The following is an 18175-nucleotide window of genomic DNA, read 5'->3' as shown; positions in this document are numbered from 1 at the left end:
GCAGCACCGCCTGCCGAGCTTTTGCAGCCAGGTGGCAGCGTATGCAGATTCCGGCTATAGGCTCAGCCTCGTTGGGGGTGGTGCGTATGATGCCATGGAGCAGTGAGGAAGCTGGAAATGACGGACAACAGAACGAGGCGTCGACTTAGATGAAACCGACTTGCAACGTTAGCCTGGTGTTGCTGCTTACCAAGAGTTTAACTGAAATAGCAAAGCTCTCAGGTAAATTCAACGCAAACGCTTGCTTACATTTTCTGATGCCATTTCCTGCAGTCATAAAATACTGACAGCAAGACATTTGCAACACAAAAACGTTTCTTGGCGGCAAGCAGCAAGGCCTGAAGTATGCCCGAAGCTTAACGAAGGAATGGAGTAGGTGAAAGCCTACTTCCTCCCGCATACCCTCCCCCGGCAACCAAGTAGGCTTGAGTAAACTTGTTTCAGCAGGAAACCAGAATGGCTGGCGTTTTAGGAAGCGTTAACAGATGCGCAGCTGTAGCACGGTTGCGGCAAGGTGAATAAAGGCCAAAAAGCACGCATCAGGGTTGTCAGAGTGGGTGGCTACCTCATCCATTCTTGGTGTTTTCGCGTTGATAAGATTACGAACGTATTCCATTCACCACCAAAGCCTTTCCCTATGAAACGTTTCTCTACTCTGCTTCTATTTGGCGCTTTGGCTGCTCCGGCTATGGCCCAGCAAGGCCCCGTGCTGGCTACCTACACGGTAGGCAGCACCACCCTTTCAGCCTCGGCCCTCACCAACAACCTCGATACGCCCTGGGAATTGCTGTGGGGCCCTGACAATTTCATCTGGATGACGGAGCGCATGGGCCGCATCAGCCGCGTGAACCCCACTACCGGCCAGGTACTGCCGCTGCTCACCATTGCCGACGTAACCGAAACCGGTGAGAGTGGCCTGCTGGGCATGGCGCTGCACCCCAATTTCACTGCTACGCCGTATGTGTATGTGGTGTACAACTACACCGACTCCGGTGCCCTGAAGGAGAAGCTGGTGCGCTACACGTATTCGGCCACAACCAACACGCTGAGCAGCCCCCTCGTTTTGCTTGGCAACATTACGGCCGTCACCACGCACAGCGGCTCGCGCTTGTTCATTCAGCCCGACCTAACCTTGCTCATGACCACCGGCGACGCTCAGCAGCGGCCCGAAGCTCAGAATGTAGCTTCCCTGAATGGTAAAGTGCTGCGCCTGAACCTTGATGGCACCGTGCCGGCCAACAACCCCATTCCGGGTAGCTTGGTGTATTCGTTCGGGCACCGCAACCCACAGGGCCTCACACGTACCGCATCGGGCCAGATTTACAGTTCCGAGCACGGCGAGAACATCGAGGACGAAGTGAACCTGATTGAAGTGAACCGCAACTACGGCTGGCCCACCGTGGAAGGCTTCTGCAACACCGCTGCCGAGCAAACCTTCTGCACCGCCAACAATGTGCGGGAGCCGCTGGCCTCCTACACGCCCACGCGGGCCGTAGCGGGACTCACCACCTACACCCACCCGGCCATTCCGGAGTGGAACAACTCGTTGCTGCTGGTAACGCTCAAGGATGGCTTCACGCAGCTTCAGCTCAACCTGGCCGGCACCCAGATTACCGCCCAAAACACCCTCTGGACGACCACCTACGGCCGGCTCCGGTCTATCTGTGTGTCGCCACAAGGCCGGATATATATCGGGACCAGCAACCGCGACGGTCGTGGTAACCCCGCCGCTACCGACGACCGGATTCTGGTACTCGAAAACCGGGCCTACGTTCCTAGTGCCGTGAAACAAGGCCAGGCCAGCGCCCTACAATTGTGGCCCAACCCCGCTACCCAAACTGTAGCCGTTCGGCTGTCGGCTGCCCCCCGCGCCACCACTACCGTGCAGCTCCGTGATGCGCTGGGCCGCACGGCCCGCACGCTACAGCTACCCTCGGGCCAACAAGAAACCCGCCTGGACCTTGCAGGCTTACGCAGTGGCCTCTACATGGTGCAGGCTCAGCTCGGCGACGTTCAATACACCCGGCGGCTAGTAGTGGAATAGCGCAGGCGCTTTAATAAGGCAGGCTGAGCTGCCATAAAAAAAGAGCGACGCTGGGCGTCGCTCTTTTTTTGAATCGAGTGAAATCAAAGGCTGGCGAAGTAAGCGGCCGAGCCACTGGCCGAGCCGCTTACTGCCGGTTAGCTGCTACTCCAGCACCACTTTGCGGGTGATGGTAGTCTGCCCGATTTGGGCGCGCAGCGTGTAGATGCCTTTGGCCAAGCCCTGCACAGCCAGCGGCTGCTCAACTGCACCACCACGGATGCTCACTGGCTGCGTGAGCACGCGCTGACCTAGTGCGTTGAAGAGCTCCACTTGCGTACTGCTTACCCCGTCTACCCCGCGCAGGCTCAGCGTGAGCGTGCCGTCGTGGCTGGGGTTGGGGTACACGCTCACTTCGCCTTTGGCTAGCTCGTTGCCCGTTGAAAGCACCGTGCGCACCGCAATAGTGAAGTTGCCCGTGAAGTCGCTGGAGCCGTACCCCGAAACGAAGACGTAGTACGTAGTACCAATGGTGAGGCCAGTGGCATTGAGCGGGCCAGCGGCCGTGTTGGCACCGGTGCTAGCCTGGCAGGCAATCTGCGTGAACGGCCCGGCGCAAGCACCAGCCGAGAATAGCCGCACCTGGCCGGCAGGGTTGCCCGTTACCGTTATCTGAGCCGTTGTGGCGGTGGCCACGAAACGGAACCACACGTCTTTCGGCGCGCTAGCCGTCGAGCAGCCAGGGTTGGAATAGCCGTTGAGCGGAGTAGTAGTTGCCCCAATGTTGTTGGCCGTAACGGCCGCGGCACCTACCGTGAGAGCAGTAGCATTGCACGGCTCATCGTTAGGCGACGGTGCCAAGTTGGTACGGAAGCATACCGGGCCACTGAAGGCGCTGTTGCCACTTACGGCACCGCACTCCTGCCGCACATAGAAGCAGTACTCGGTGTCAGGCGTCAGGCCGGTGAGCGTAGTAGAGAGGCCGGTAATACCCGTGATGCGGGTACCATTGCCCAGCGTGAAGTTACGGGGGCCATACTCGAGCGTGAACGTGCCACTTGGCGTGGTAGCGCCCACTGCCCAGCCCAACGTAGCCGTATTCGAGGTGAGTGCGGTAGCCGATGGGCCGGCCGGAATGGGGCAGTTGCTCGGCGCCGTGAGGCAGATGGTGAAGGCCGAACCGCCATCGAACGAGCTGTAGTTGGACACCTGCACATAATAGGTAGTGCTTGGCGTCAGGCCGGTAGCAGTGAACGAACGACCCGTTACGGCCGCCGAAGCTGAAGGCGCGGCCGAGCAGCCGTTGGTTACGGCCGTGAACGGACCGGCTGCCGATGGCGCCGTGAACAAGCGCAGGATACCCGAACCGGCACCCGTTACGGTTAGCGTAGCCTCCGTAGAACCCCGGCCCGAAGCCGCCGTGGTGAACCGATACCACACGTCGTTCGGGGTGCTGTTGGTGCCGCAACCACCGCTACCGCCGTTGGTGTAGCCGTTAGGCGTAGTAGTGGAACCTACCGTGTTCGAACCCTGAATTGGCGTTACGCAGTCAGGCGCGAAGGTTAGCGTTACGGCGCCGGCTGGCTCGTCATTGGCGGGAGCCAAATCGAAGGCGGCGCACACTTTGAAGCGGCCAAACGAATCGTTGCCGAATTCCCAAGCCCGTATGTAGATGGTTTCACCGGCCGTGCGGCCACTCAGGCGCAGCAAGGAGTACAGGCCATTCGGGCTGCTGTCGTCGTCGCAGCTGAGCAAGGTCAGGTTGCCGCACGTACCCGAGTACAGAGCCAGGCCCGTATCGGTAACGGGGCTGCCGCTAATCGAGTCGGTTTGCACCGTGATGATACCACCGCCGCCAGCAGGTACTACAAACGAGTACCATACGTCGCCGCCGTTGTAGCTGGCGCAGCCCGGAGCCGGTACGTTCTGGGTATCAGTAGCCCCCACGTTGGTAGCCGTTACGTAGTTGCAGCCGGCACCCGCCACCAGGGTTGGCAGCGCGGTAGCCGTTACGCAATCATCATTGGTCGGCGCGTTGGGTGCATTGCTTACGCACACCGTGAACGTAGACGTGGTAGGGGCAAAGTTGCTGCTGTTGTAGATGCGCACAAAATAAGTGGAGCCTACTGTCAGGCCCGATACAGCCAACCGCGTACCGGTGCCGCAAGCCACACTGGCCGAAGTAGCGCAGGTGCCTGAGCGCACTTCAATAGCAGTGGTAAAAGAGGCCGTGGTTTGAATGATCTGGCCCGAAGCCGTAGCTACGAAACGGTACCATACGTCGCCGGCGGTGGTAGGCGGCGTACCCGTGCCGCAAGTGCCAGCCGGCAACGACTGGGTAGCGCCCAGAATAGTGCCGTTGGTAGGCGTGCAGGTAGCACCCGAAGTCAGTAGCACCGAGTTGGCACAGTCGTCGTTAGCTGGTGGGTTGGTTACGCAGATAGTGAACGTAGGCGTAGTAGGAGCCGTGTTGGTGCTATTGTACACCCGCACAAAATAGGTAGTACCCACCGTCAGGCCCGATACGGCTAGTTGCGTACCAGCCACGCACGATACGCTAGCTGAAGAGGCGCAAGTACCCGAGCGCAATTCAATTACGGGAGTGAAAGAGCTGTTCACCGAAATAGTTTGCCCCGAAGCCGTAGCCACAAAGCGGAACCATACATCGGTGGCCGAGGTAGGCGAGGTGCTGGTGCCGCAGGTGCTGGCTGGCAACGACTGGGTAGCGCCTAGCAGCGTACCGTTTGTAGCGGTACAGGTGGCACCCGTCGTCAGCAATACCGAGTTGGCACAATCATCGTTGGCAGCCGGCGGATTGTAAGAAGCGCAGATCTTGAAACGACCGAAGGCGTCGCCGCCAAATTCCCACACCCGGGCATACAATACTTCGCCAGCCGTACGGCCCGTCAGCGTGATAGACGAGAAGTTGCCGTTCGGGCTGCTGTCGTCGTCGCAGGTAATCAAAGTCAGGTTGCCGCACGTACCCGAGTACAAAGCCAGGCCGGTATCGGTAATGGCGCTGCCGCCAACCGAGTCGGTTTGCACCGTAATTGAGCCGTTGGCAGGCACCGTGAATGAATACCATACGTCGCTGCCATTGTAGCTGGCGCAGCCAGGTGCCGGCGCGTTTTGGGTACTGGTAGCCCCCACGTTGGTGCCGGTTACGTTGTTGCAGCCACCGGTCAGGGCCAAGGCTGGCAGCGCGGTAGCCGTGGTGCAGTCGTCGTTGGCGGGGGCGTTCGGCGCATCAACTACGCATATCGTGAAAGTAGGCGTGGTAGGCGCCGTGTTGGAGCTAGGATATACCCGCACGAAGTAGGTGCTGCCCACGGTCAGACCAGCTACAGCAAGGCGGGTACCAGCCACGCACGAGATACTGGCCGATGTGGCGCAGGTACCCGAACGCACCTCGAGTACGGGAGTGAAGCTGGCCGTAGCCGTTATCACCTGAGAAGTACCCGTAGCTACAAACCGATACCATACGTCGGCAGCGGTGGTAGGCGAAGTGCTGGTGCCGCAGGTGCTAGCCGCCAACGACTGAGTAGCGGCCAGCACCGTACCACTCGTAGTAGTACAGGTGGCACCAGTGGTCAATAGTACCGCATTGGCACAGTCATCGTTGGTAGGTGGCAAGGCCAGCGTAGTAAATGCTACGGGCCCCGTCTGGGTGCTGTTACCATTGGCCGTACCGCAATTCTGCGTTACGTATACCTGATAAGGGGTTGAGGGCGTCAGACCAGTAATAGTGTAACTGGTGCCGGTGATGTTGGGTACGCGCGTACCGGCCGCTGAGCCGGGCGTGAAGCCAGTTGGGCCATATTCTACCGTGTAGGTGTTGCCGGTGCTTACGCTGGTCCAGCTAACGGGAGCAGTAGTGGACGTAACCAGGCTAACTGCTAGGTTGCGTGGGGCCGGGCAGGAAGGTGTTGGGCCGGGCAGGAAGGCATACACTTGCCCCGTTGCCGGCTTAGTGTTGATGTTGGTATTCTCGGTGGTCGAGCTGGCCGTAGGTGTAGCGCTGGCGTCGCTTAGCGAGAGGTATGACCCGGCACCGGTACCTACACCAGCCAAGCCGATAGAAGCCCCCAGCGTAGCCGTAGCATTGGTGGCACCGGCTTCTTGGCGGTACACAAACTCTACGCGGTTGGTACCTTCATAGAGCTTGGCCTGAAAGGAAATAACGGCTACGTTGGCGTTCCAGCGCCATTCCCAGTTTTGCCATTCAAACGTGAACACCCGGTTAGGCGCAGTACCCGTTGTTTGGTACGAAGCCAGAGCTGTAGCACCGGTAGGGCGGCCATCCAGGTCATCACCAAGCGGAGCTACCAATGGGCGGTTGCTGGCCGAGGCTCCTGCTAAAGTGGAGAAGCCACTGGTAGCCGCCGGATTAAAGCTCAGGAAACCATCCGACGACGCCTTCACCTGAGTGTAGGGAGTGCCATCGAATACAAACGTGAAACCCAACGGAATAGCGGTGGGAGTAATATAGGTATCGGCCAGCATGTCTGGCAATGCAGTGCCACCCGTAACCGGTGTGTACGTGCCCGCTGAAGAAGTCAGCGTGTAGGTATTGACGTCCTGCGCCTGCGCAGAAGCTGTTGCTAGGCCTATTCCCAGCGTGGCAACCAGCGCAGTGCGCCAAAGTCGCCATTGTCTACTAATTGCGTGTAAGCGTGATGCCATACAGTTAAGGGGTTTGTGGGTGAAGAGAAAACTATGTACTGGGTGTGCGCGTGTTCACCACTTCCCTGAAGTAGGCACCACCTGCATTGCTACGGTTTAACTCAAACAGATAGCAAGCAGGCCAGCAACAGAACTTTAGCGGTACGGCAAGCATGGCTTTTCGCAAGCATGAAGCCAACGTATTGCCGCAGAGCAGGGAGGTGGAGGTGGTAAACGGCATCTAATAAATATAAAAGATTCGTCAAAGCATATTGCTGACGCTATTTTTCTATCAATTCCTTATATGTATCATGCTTTATTGAAGCGTACTCCTTGCTATCAGTAAGAGCCGAAATGCTGGCAAATGCAGACAAATGATGCTCCTTCATTATCTGTGCCTGCACTATGCATATATAAGGTGTACTTATTCTGAGTGGCCACCATACTCAAGTACATGCTTAACTCCCCTGCTGCGGGGCAGCAGGCTGCTAGGCGCGGTAGCACTGGCTTTTCGTTTGCGGAATTTTCATACTGATTCTTGAAATATGATGCAGCAGTGCTCAATGAGTGAGTTGGGCTAAAGCGAATATTCAGCATAAATCCAACTTATTTTAGAACTTCTTAGCACCTTCTTCAACTGCTTCTCAACATCTTACTAACGCTGAAAACCACTTATAAAATAGTACAAAATGTATGATATAATTATATTTATTTATAAAATTGAAGCAAAATCAACCTATTTTACATAGATAAAGTTCAAAGGGCATGGTTCTTGTTGACTGAAAATTTACCTAATCGACTATTTAGTATGGTCATTAGGAGAATTTGTTTTTATATTACCGCTACGTTTTCCCACCACCCTGCTTTTTCTTTTTTCCTCATCCATTCCTCTTCTCATGCGGAGACTCTTACACTTCACTTCTCTACTGGTCACAGCGTGGTGCATGTCACTCGTTGGGCTACAATCCGCTATTGCTTCCCACTTCCAGGGCGGGCAAATAACGTATACGGCGGTACCAGGGGTACCCAACCGGTACAAGTTCACGCTGCGGGTATTCCGCGACTGTGGTGGCGCTGACCTCTACACTACTGCAACCTTCAAGTTTCGGAGTGCAGGCTGCAGCAGCGGCAGCGGCGACCCAGCCGATATTATAGCTCCCCTCTTGGGCGGCTCTACCATTGGCTCTCCTTATTGCGCTACGGCTCCGGCTGGCCCTAACCCTTGCGGCAGCGGCTTGCCAACCAACTACGAAACCGGCCGCTATGAGGCAGAGGTAACCCTGCCTCCCCGTGCCGAGTGGCGCATTAGCGTAACGGACAACGCCCGCCCCGAAACAGCTAACCTGACGGGTCAGAACAACATTTATTACGAGGCGACCCTCAACAACCTGGTTGGTACCCAAACCATTACCAACAACTCGGCTCAGTTCGATCTGTTGAACGTACCGGTTCCGTTTGTTTGCTGGAAGCAGCAAACTACTCTCAACTTCACGGCTACCGATGCGGATGGTGATGAACTGGTATACTCGCTGGAGCAGCCTTTGCAGAACTGCGGTGACCCAATTCCTTATAAGCCAATTGGTTCTACTGGCCCTTACATTGATTTGACTTCCACCAATGGTGGCAGCCCGTGTATCGGGGTACTGCCTAATGGCGGCACTGGTACGTACTCTCCTACCCTGCCCATTGCTTCATTTGGCTTCACGGGAGCTTGCCCTGTGAAAACTGCCGTACCAAACTTCCAATTCAATGCTGGTACTGGCAGCTTCACTTTCACGCCATATTTGTACGATCCACAGGTTAACAGCGCCAACAACAAATACGTTGTAACGGGTAAAGTATCGGAGTATCGCCGTATCAACAACGTACGCACCCTGATTGGCAGTGTCCGCCGCGACATTTTCGTGGTAGTTATCGACTGCTCGAATGCAGTTCCCGGCAACCCAGTAGCTACGGGCAACAACACCAACTCGGGTGTAACCATCCGTAACACCACCGACTCCACCTTTATTGAGGCTTCTACCTGCAACTACACCCGCGTTTTGGTTCGCTTCACTGACCCAGACCCGAACGATTTGTTGACGGTAACTTACCCTGCGCTGGTTGCGGCTACTCCAAACGACCCAACCTATTTGCCAACTGACGTAGGAACCTTCCGTGTAGTAGGCAACGGTACCCGGCGCCCCGTAGGTGTTTTCGACCTTCAGCCTGACGTAGCTTTCGCCGGCGGAACCTTCCGCATTCCGGTTCAGATTCGTGACAATGGGTGCCCCATCATTGGGCAGCAAAGCCGTGTTATTGTTATCTCGGTTAAGAGCCGCAACCCGGCTCGCGTAGTAGCAGCGGCCAATGCCACCTTCGTGTGCTCCGGCACTGCTGTAAACCTCACGGCTACCCCAACCCGTCCCGACTCGGTGCTGCTGGGTATCGGTACTCCAGCCCCTGTCCCAACCACTGCCGGCTACGATTACCGGTGGGTTGCGGCTAATGGCTTGGCTACTGCCGACCTGAACAAGCAAAACGTGACGGTACGCCCAACCCAGACCACCCGCTACCGGGTGAGCATTATTGCCCGTGACTTCCGCTCAACGCCACAGCCTACCTGCGTAGATACTACCTCTATCTTAGTACGCGTAGCGCCAGCCCTCACGGCTCGGTTTGTGGCTACTGGCCGCGCTGGTTTCCCCTCGCAGGCGGGTATTACCAACGTCAACAACATTCCGCCCCGCATCTTCTCGTTCAACAATACCTCCACGGTTCCAACTCCGGCCACTCCTACCGATACGGCTGCCGTTACTTCCGTATGGACGTATCAGCGCGTGAAAGACAAGGATGGTAATACTGTCACCGGCGAGCCTATCGTAACTTTCTCGCGTCGTTTCACGCCGCGTGAACTGACCCTGCGCGTACCCGAAGGCGGCACCTATGAGTTCAAGCTGCGCATTAACAACCGCGCCGGCAGCACGGACTGCACGCCAAGCGAATTCACGCAGCAGCTGCAAATCCTGCCTTTCGAAACGCCGAACGTATTCACGCCGAACGGCGACAACAAGAATGACGTACTGGTGCTGTCAACCGAAGAAGTGGGTGGCAAAATCCAGATCTTCAACCGTTGGGGCCGCCTCGTGAAGGAGTACGCCAGCTACCAGAACAACTGGGATGGCAAAGACCAGCCCGCTGGTGTGTACTACTACCTGCTCACCAACCGTGACGGTAAAACCAGCAAAGGCTGGGTTGAGCTAGCTCGCTAGTCCTCCCCCAACCACGCTACTAAAAGGGCGCTGCAAGCTGCAGCGCCCTTTTTTTGTTGCATCCCGCGTGCACCTTCCCAAGGTACTGCCGTATTTGGGTAGCGGGTGTGAAGTGTTTTTCAGATTCCGGAAACAAATCCTCGGGGTAAGCAGTATTTATACCACTTTAAAAATTAATTTAGACACGCCTAAAAAGCGTACCTTTAGTTGCGTTAGTACCCGATTCTATGCCCCTTGTTACTGAAACTCCTACTGTAGTACCCGCAGCCGAACCGGGCTGGCGCCGGCCGCGCACTGCCCCGTCGTTGAGCGAGGTATTTGGCAGTATTAAAGTACCCGCCCAAAACGCGTCGTTCTGGCGTAAGCTGCTGGCTTTCTGGGGGCCGGGCCTGATGGTGGCCGTGGGCTACATGGACCCCGGCAACTGGGCCACCGATATTGCCGGTGGCGCGCAGTTCGGCTACACGTTGCTATCGGTTATTCTGATTTCCAACCTGTTTGCCATGCTGCTGCAGCATTTGGCTGCCAAGCTGGGCATCGTAACGGGCCGCGACTTAGCGCAGGCCTGCCGCGACCATTACTCCCGGCCGGTAGGCTTGGTGCTGTGGTTTCTGTGCGAAATAGCCATTGCCGCCTGTGACCTGGCTGAAGTTATCGGTTCGGCCATTGCGCTTAATCTGTTGTTTGGTTTGCCGCTGCCCTGGGGTGTGGTGCTCACCATCTTGGATGTGCTGGTGGTATTGCTGTTCCAAAGCCGGGGCTTCCGGGTTATCGAAAGCATTGTGGCGGGGCTGTCGGTGGTGATTTTCGGCTGTTTCCTCTACGAAATCATTGTTTCCAGGCCCGATTGGTTTGGCATTGTGGGCGGGCTGGTGCCGCAGCCGCAGGTGGTCACCAACCCCAAGATGCTCTACATTGCCATTGGCATTCTGGGCGCTACCGTCATGCCGCACAACCTGTATCTGCACTCCAGCATCGTGCAGACGCGGGCCATCGAGCAGACCGAAAGCGGCAAGCGCATGGCCATCAAGTTTGCCACCATCGACTCGACGGTGGCCTTGTTTCTGGCGTTTTTCGTGAATGCCGCGATTCTGGTTACGGCCGCGGCGGCATTCCACCGCAACGGCCTGCACAGCGTAGCCGACATCAGCGACGCGCACAAGCTGCTGGCGCCGGTGCTGGGGGCCGGGGCGGCTAGTGCGGTGTTTGCCATAGCGCTGCTGGCTTCGGGCCAGAACTCGACCCTGACGGGCACGCTGGCCGGCCAGATTGTGATGGAAGGCTTCCTGAACCTCAAGCTGAAACCCTGGCTGCGCCGCCTGATTACGCGCGGTATTGCGGTGGTACCAGCTCTCATCGTAACGCTGCTGTATGGCGAAAAAGGCACCAGTGAGCTGCTGGTACTCAGCCAGGTTATCCTCAGCTTCCAGTTGAGCTTTGCCGTGGTACCGTTGGTGCTGTTTACGGGCAGCAAAGACAAGATGGGCGTGTTTGTCAATCGGCCCTGGGTGCAGGCCATAGCCTGGCTGGTGTCCGGCATCATCATCGTGCTGAACGTGTACCTGCTGTTCGAAACCTTCTTCGGCTAACCTGTTGCGGTGCAGCTGCTTCTACGTGGCTGTACCTTTTTTTGACTTCGTTTTTAGGCTTGTCTAAAAATATTTTTAAGCAGCATTAAACTCACCCGTTGTTCGACTGTAGAATATGAAGCTCTCCTACTTTCTCAGTGTGTTTCTGCTTTTACTGTGTGTCAGCGCAATAGCAGCTGCTCAGCCCACAACCGGCACCATTCGGGGGCAGCTGAAAGCCGGCACCCAGCCACTGGAGCTGGCCACCGTTACGCTCCCCGGCACTACGTTTGGTGCCTCCACCGATGCGCAGGGGCGCTACGAGCTGCAAGGGGTACCAGCGGGCAGCCACACGGTTGCGTTTACCAGCCTTGGCTACCAGCTACAGAAGCGGCAGATAACCTTGGCGGCGGGCCAAACCTTGGAGCTTAACGCGCAGCTTACGGCCGTGCCTACCAGCCTGGCCGATGTGGTGGTAACGGGCGTGAGCCGGGCCACCGAAATTCGCAAAAGCCCCGTACCCATTGTGGTGCTGAGTAAGCGCGAAGTGAATTTGAACAGCAACGGCAACCTGATTGATGCCGCCGTGAAGGGCGTGCCGGGCCTGAGCGCCGTTACCACCGGCCCTAACATCTCCAAACCGTTTATTCGGGGCCTGGGCTACAACCGGGTGCTCACTTTATATAATGGGCTACGGCAGGAAGGCCAGCAATGGGGCGACGAGCACGGCATCGAAATCGACCAATACGACATCGAGCGAATTGAAGTGGTGAAGGGGCCGGCCAGCTTGATTTACGGTTCCGATGCCGTGGCTGGCGTGATTAATATGCTGCCGCGGCTGCCCAACGGTCCGGCCGGCCAGCTTCAGGGCGACGTGCTGAGTGAGTACCAAACCAACAACCGCCTGCTTGGCAATTCGGTGGGGCTGCACTACAACCAGCGCGGCTGGCAGTACGCGGCGCGGGGCTCCTACCGGCTGGCGCAGGCCTACCAAAACGCCCTGGAAGGCCGCGTGTACGGCACGGCTTTCCAGGAGCTGAACCTTACGGCCATGGCGGGCGTGGAAAAGCAGGGGGGCGCCACCCACCTCACGGCCACGCTCTACGACAACCGCCAGGAAATACCCGACGGCAGCCGCGACTCCCTGAGCCGCCAGTTCACGCGGCAAATTGCCGAAGGCCCCCAGGACGACATCAAGCACCGCCCGCTGGTACCCACCGCCGACCTGAGTACCTACCGCATCAATGCGCTGCACCAGCGCATTCAGCACTACCGCTTGCTGAGCCGCAGCCGCTTGAAGCTGGGCAGCGGCGAGGTGCAGGCGCTGCTGGGCGTGCAGCAGAATGTGCGCCGCGAGTACAACCACCCTACTGCGCCCGCGCAGGCCGGCCTGGCCGTGGCGCTGAACACCTATACCTACGATTTGCGTTACGCCGCGCCCACCTGGCTGGGGCTGGAAACCACGTTCGGGTTGAACGGCATGCACCAAACCAACCACAACCGCGCCGCCACCGACTTCCCCATTCCCGACTATTCCCTCACCGACGTGGGTGGCTACGTGTACGCCAAAAAAACCTTCGGCAAGCTCGACCTGAGCGGCGGTGTCCGCTACGATACGCGGCTTTTGCAATGGGCTGATTTCTACGTGGGCGCCGATTCCACGACGGGTTTCGACCGGCAGCTGAGTGCTACCGAAGCCAACGGCGGCGCACCGCAGTTTGCGGCGTTTCGCACCCGTTACCAAGGTGTATCGGCCAGTGTGGGGGCCACGTATAATCTGTCGGAGCGGATGTTGCTGCGGGCCAATGTGGCGCGGGGCTACCGGGCGCCCAACATCACGGAAGTGGGTTCCAACGGCCTCGACCCCGGCGCGCACATCGTGTACCTGGGCAACCGCAGCTTTCAGCCGGAGTTCAGCTTGCAGCAGGATGTGGGCCTGAGTGCCTACCTGCCCGATGCCGAAGTTGGCGTGAGCGTGTTCAACAACGCCATCAACAACTACATCTACCAGGCCCGCCTCAACGATGCCAACGGGCAGCCGGTAGTGGTAGTGCCCGGCAATGCCACCTACCAGTACCAACAGGGCCGGGCGCGGCTCTACGGGGCCGAGGTAACCGTGAATCTGCACCCCAAAACCCTACCTGCTCTGGCGTTCAACAACAGCCTAGCCACCGTAACGGGCCTCAACAAAGAAGTGAGCCTGCTGGAAACGAACGGCGCGGCGGCCAAATATCTGCCCTTTATTCCGCCCCTTCGTACCCGCTCGGAAGTGCGCCTGACCAGCCAACGAGCCTGGGGCCGCCTAACCAACACCTACGTGCGGGCCGTGCTGGATTACAACGCGCCCCAAAATCGTTTTTACGCCGTCGACGACACCGAAACCCGCACGGCCGGCTATGCTTTGGTAGGCATGGGCGCGGGCACTGGCTTTCTGGGTGGGCCCGACCAACGGGAGGTGTTGCAGCTCTTCGTGCAGCTCGATAACGCCTTGAACACCACCTATCAGTCGCACCTGAACCGGCTGAAGTATTTCGAGTATTATGCGGCTTCTCCCAATGGCCGGCGCGGTATTTACAACCAGGGGCGCAACCTGAGTTTGAAAGTAATTGTACCGTTTTAAGTTGTTTTTACTGGTGGCTCGTAGAAGGCGCACTCTCCTCCTTTTCCCTGCTCCATGAAAAATCTGTATCTGCTTTTTGGCTTGTTGCTGGCCGGAGTGGCCGCGCAGGCGCAAGCTCCCGCCGACACGCTCAAGCGCGCCAACCCAAGCCCCTCGGCCGACTCGCCCGGCTCTGGCCGACAGCTCCGGCCCCTCAATGCCGACCGCCCCGGCGTAACGGAAAGCCCCAACACCATCGACCCCGGCCACATTCAGCTGGAAACTGACCTGGTACGGCTCATTTCTACCAAGCCCGCTCCCGGCTCGCGCGACCGGACGTTGCGGGTGAATGCGCTGGCCATCCGGGTAGGCGTCAGCGACAAAACTGAAGTGCAGGCCTTCATTGACCCGTACACTGTGGAAAAAGCCTGGGAGCCGGGCGAGCCGATGCAGCGCCACGCAGGCTTCGGCGACGTGGCCCTGCGGGTGAAGCACAATTTCATCGGCGACGACGACGAAACCGAAGCGCTGGTAATAGCGGCTATTGGCCTGGTACGGCTGCCCACCGGCGGCCGCGAAGGTGCGGGCGGCTACGAGTACGGCGTGCTAGTGCCCGCCACCTACAACCTGCAAGGCGACTGGCACATCAGTGCACAGGCCGCAGCCTTTCTGAGCTACGACCGGGACGAAAAGCAGCATTACACCGAGCTAGCACCCTCTTTCGCCCTCGACCACGGCATCAATAAGTGGCTGGCAGCCTTCACCGAGTTTTCAACCCGCTACGACGTAAAGCACGAACAATGGGCTTCTGCCATCAACCTAGGGCCCATTTTCCATATCACGGAACGGTTTCAGATGGACTTCGGCCGCCGCTTTGCCTTAAGCCACACTGCCACCCGCGAATATTACGTGGGCCTGGTAATTGAGCGGTAGCAGTGTAGCCACCCAAGCAGCAGGCCCGCCGGAAATACTATTCCAGCGGGCCTGCTACTACTTGGGCGGCTATACCAGCCCTTTCAGCCGCTCGAACTCACGGCCCAGAATAGCTTTGTCGTCGGCCTGTAGCCAGTCGTGCAATACGGTGGCGTAGAGGCTGCGGAAGTCGAGTTGGTGACGCAAGTCGCCATCGAGCAGGTTGGCCAGGTCGGGGGCGTCGTTGAGGATGCCGCGCTGCCGCAGGCCACCGCCCAGCAGCAGCACGTTGTTGGCGGTGCCGTGGTCGGTGCCGTTGCTGGCGTTTTGGGTTACGCGGCGGCCAAACTCTGAAAACACCATCACCAGCGTATCGTTGAAATTACCGGCTTTCTGCAAGTCCTCCGCAAACGAGGCCAGCCCGTTCGACAGGTCGCCGAGTAGCTTGCCCTGCTGCTCCTGCTGCCGCACGTGGGTGTCGAAGCCGGTGAGCGAGACGTAGAACACGCGGGTGTTGATGCCGGAATTAATCAGTTCGGCGGTGGTTTGCAGGTTGCGGCCAAACTCGGTAGTCGGGTACGCCACGCTGGACTTGTACACCTTGGACGTTTGGTACAGATAATCGGCCGAGGATGAAGTTTCGGCCAGCGTCTTGTACAGGTAGTCCAGCTCCGACACCGCACCCACGGGTTTCTCACCGCTCACCTGGGCAATAAATCGGTTGCGGGTTATCTGGTGAAATTTTTCGGGGTTTTTGAGGGCCAGGCCTTTGCGCAAGTCGCCTTTCATGGCCAAGCTCAGCGTATCATCCACTTCCAAGCCGTTGTAGGGCACCTGGCACGTGGGGCAACTGGAGTCGAGGTAGCGGCCGAGCCAGCCGGTGCTCAGGTACTCATCGGAGGCCGAGCCGCTCTGCCAAATATCCATCGACCGGAAGTGCGACCTATCGGGGTTGGGGTAGCCCACCGAGTTCAGCACCGCCACGTGGCCCTGGTCGTACAGTTCCTTGAGGCGCGTCATGTTGGGGTTGAAGCCCAGGTCTTTTTCCAGCGGCAGCACCCCGCTTTGCTCCCGCAACCCCAGCGTTGGGCGAGCCTTGTAGTATAGGTCGTTGCGGAACGGCACCACGGTATTCAGGCCGTCGTTGCCGCCGCCGAGCTGTACCACCACCAGCCGGCGGCCGTTGGCATCAGCCAGGCTTTGCAGGCCCTGGCGGTCCAGCGCGTGCAGAAATTTCGGCACGAACAGCAAGCTGCTGGCCAGCACGGAAGTCTTGAGAAAGTCGCGGCGGGAAGTGGGCATAGGATTATCAAGTATTGCGTGTCACTGATGCGGTTTCTTATACCAGGGACGATGTAGAGACGCGACACTTCGCGTCTCCTCGTTGCTGAGGTTGTTTAGTCGAACGAACTGAACGGCGCGGCCGCCGAGACGCGAAGTGTCGCGTCTCTACAGTCGTTCTTCCATGACCAACTACATCAACTGATACTCCGGCAGGCTGAGCAGGCTGGTGACCATCGTGCGCAGGCGGCCTTCTTCGGGTGCTTTGTCGGCAGTTTGCTGAATGAGGGCCAGGTTTTCGGGCCGGATGGAAGCTTGCAGCACAAACTCGCTGAGCTTGGCGGCTTGCTGCCCGGGGGCAGTTTCAGCTAGCAGCGTCTGCACTGAGGTTAGCTTTACGGTGGTTTTCACCTGCTGCCGAAACGTGCGGTCGGCTTTGGAAACCTGGGGCTTGAGGTCGTTTTCGTCTTCCTTCAGCGCCACGTTGAACTCGGCGTTTTTGAGTAGTACCGAGGGTAGTTGCAGGCGGTACAGCAACGACGACGAATCAATCCAGTTGCGGCCACCGGGCCAGCCGGCCACGTTTGGCGGCTCGAACAGCGTTTGGCCCAGCGCCTTCTGAAACACAATCAGTGGCTTGTCATCCGGCAGCTGCAAGCCCATCGTGCGCTTGATACCCGCCAGCAATTCGATTGGCGACTTAATGCGCGTGCCTACGTTGGCAGGCTCGTAAAACCAGTCGGCCGAAAACAGCTGCTCCACCAGCGTGCTGATGTTGTAGTTGCTCTTGAAAAACGCCTGCGCCAGCGGCCGGATATGGGCCGGGTTAGGCGTATCGTTCACGAAAAAGCGGTACATCTTCGTGACGATGAACTCGGCGGTGCGCGGCTGCTCCAGAATGATTTTAAGCACTTCTTCACCCGTAAAATTACCGGTGCGGCCCAGGAAGGTCTTGCTGTCGGCGTCGTGCTGGTTCTCCCGGAACACGAACTCGCCCTTCACGTTGTAGCCCCAGCCGGTGAAGGCGCGGGCCGCTTCTTTCACGTCTTTTTCGGTGTAGTTGCCGCGCCCCATCGTAAACAGCTCCATCACCTCACGGGCGAAATTCTCGTTGGGACGCTGCTTGCGGTTTTGCTGGTTGTTGAGGAATTGCAGCATGGCCGGCTCCTTGCTCACGGCCAGCAGCAAGTCACCGAAGTTGCCCAGGGCCAGTTGACGGATGGTGTTGTTGAGGTGCAGCGCGGCATCGGGCCGCCGGACCCGGCAGGCAAAGTGCCCGTGCCAGAAAAACGTCAGCTTCTCGCGTAGCTGGGCGGGCGAAGTGGCCATCCGGTTCAGCCAGCCGGTGTTCATGGCGTAGAATGCCTGCCGGATGTTGTCGTTCTGCATCTTGCGCTGCTGGGCCGTCAGGTCCTGGCGGCGCAGCAGCGGCGGCTGGTTGCGGCCCCGTGCCAGCGCCGACCTGCCCACCAACGGCTTCACTGCCGTGGCCGATGCCGTAGTGGTTTGGTCGGGGGTAGTGACCATGGCCGCTTGCGGCGTACCCGCGGCCGGTGCCACCGCCATAATCGGCGTGAATGGCTCCTGGTACTGCATGGCCGGACTATCGAGCAGCTCGAATTTCTCGGAGTCGCGCAAAAGCTGACGTAGTGCTTTGCGGGCACTCAGGCCGCTAGCCACATCCTCGGGCCGCGGCCCAAACCCGGCCCGCCAGTACAAATGCTGCAATTGCTGTTGCGTCGTCGTCATGCTGCTTGGACGCAATACGAAGCAGGAAGTTTAAAACCACGGGGTTAGCTGCATTGACCGGATGTTTCAGACTTATTTTCAAATGCCGTAGAGACGCGACACTTCGCATCTCCCGCCAGTACGACCAGAA

Annotated in this window: 8 protein-coding genes; 5 read left to right on the top strand and 3 right to left on the bottom strand. The window is 58.3% G+C overall.

Annotation, left to right across the window (positions count from 1 at the left end):
* Window positions 1–637: 637 nt before the first annotated feature.
* On the top strand, window positions 638–2044 hold the full coding sequence (locus J0X19_RS03745) for a PQQ-dependent sugar dehydrogenase (protein ID WP_206981338.1): 1407 nt from the start codon (window positions 638–640) through the stop codon (window positions 2042–2044).
* A 144-nt stretch (window positions 2045–2188) separates the two neighbouring features.
* Here J0X19_RS03745 and J0X19_RS03740 read toward each other — a convergent pair whose 3' ends face one another.
* On the bottom strand, window positions 2189–6706 hold the full coding sequence (locus J0X19_RS03740; RefSeq protein ID WP_206981336.1) for a fibronectin type III domain-containing protein: 4518 nt from the start codon (window positions 6704–6706) through the stop codon (window positions 2189–2191).
* 875 nt (window positions 6707–7581) lie between these two features.
* Here J0X19_RS03740 and J0X19_RS03735 point away from each other — a divergent pair.
* The 4 genes from J0X19_RS03735 (at window position 7582) to J0X19_RS03720 (ending at window position 15036) form a co-directional block, all read left to right on the top strand.
* Complete coding sequence (locus J0X19_RS03735) at window positions 7582–9936, top strand: gliding motility-associated C-terminal domain-containing protein (protein WP_206981328.1); 2355 nt, start codon at window positions 7582–7584, stop codon at window positions 9934–9936.
* A gap of 227 nt (window positions 9937–10163) precedes the next feature.
* The gene (locus J0X19_RS03730; RefSeq protein ID WP_206981326.1) at window positions 10164–11525 is read left to right on the top strand and encodes an Nramp family divalent metal transporter; all 1362 of its coding nucleotides are present in this window, start codon (window positions 10164–10166) and stop codon (window positions 11523–11525) included.
* A 139-nt stretch (window positions 11526–11664) separates the two neighbouring features.
* A complete protein-coding gene (locus J0X19_RS03725) occupies window positions 11665–14124 on the top strand; it encodes a TonB-dependent receptor (protein ID WP_317194745.1) in 2460 nt (819 codons plus the stop codon).
* Window positions 14125–14178: 54 nt separating this feature from the next.
* Complete coding sequence (locus J0X19_RS03720) at window positions 14179–15036, top strand: transporter (protein WP_206981315.1); 858 nt, start codon at window positions 14179–14181, stop codon at window positions 15034–15036.
* Window positions 15037–15105: 69 nt separating this feature from the next.
* Here the strand turns inward: J0X19_RS03720 and J0X19_RS03715 are convergent, their stop codons facing one another.
* A complete protein-coding gene (locus J0X19_RS03715) occupies window positions 15106–16317 on the bottom strand; it encodes a DUF1501 domain-containing protein (RefSeq protein WP_206981313.1) in 1212 nt (403 codons plus the stop codon).
* Between the two features lie 171 nt (window positions 16318–16488).
* A complete protein-coding gene (locus J0X19_RS03710) occupies window positions 16489–18045 on the bottom strand; it encodes a DUF1800 domain-containing protein (protein ID WP_206981311.1) in 1557 nt (518 codons plus the stop codon).
* Between the last annotated feature and the right edge of the window lie 130 nt (window positions 18046–18175).

This window comes from Hymenobacter telluris (assembly GCF_017313265.1).
GTDB lineage: Bacteria > Bacteroidota > Bacteroidia > Cytophagales > Hymenobacteraceae > Hymenobacter > Hymenobacter telluris.
Note: the sequence above shows the minus strand (reverse complement) of the source record. Positions and strands in the feature narration are given on the sequence as shown.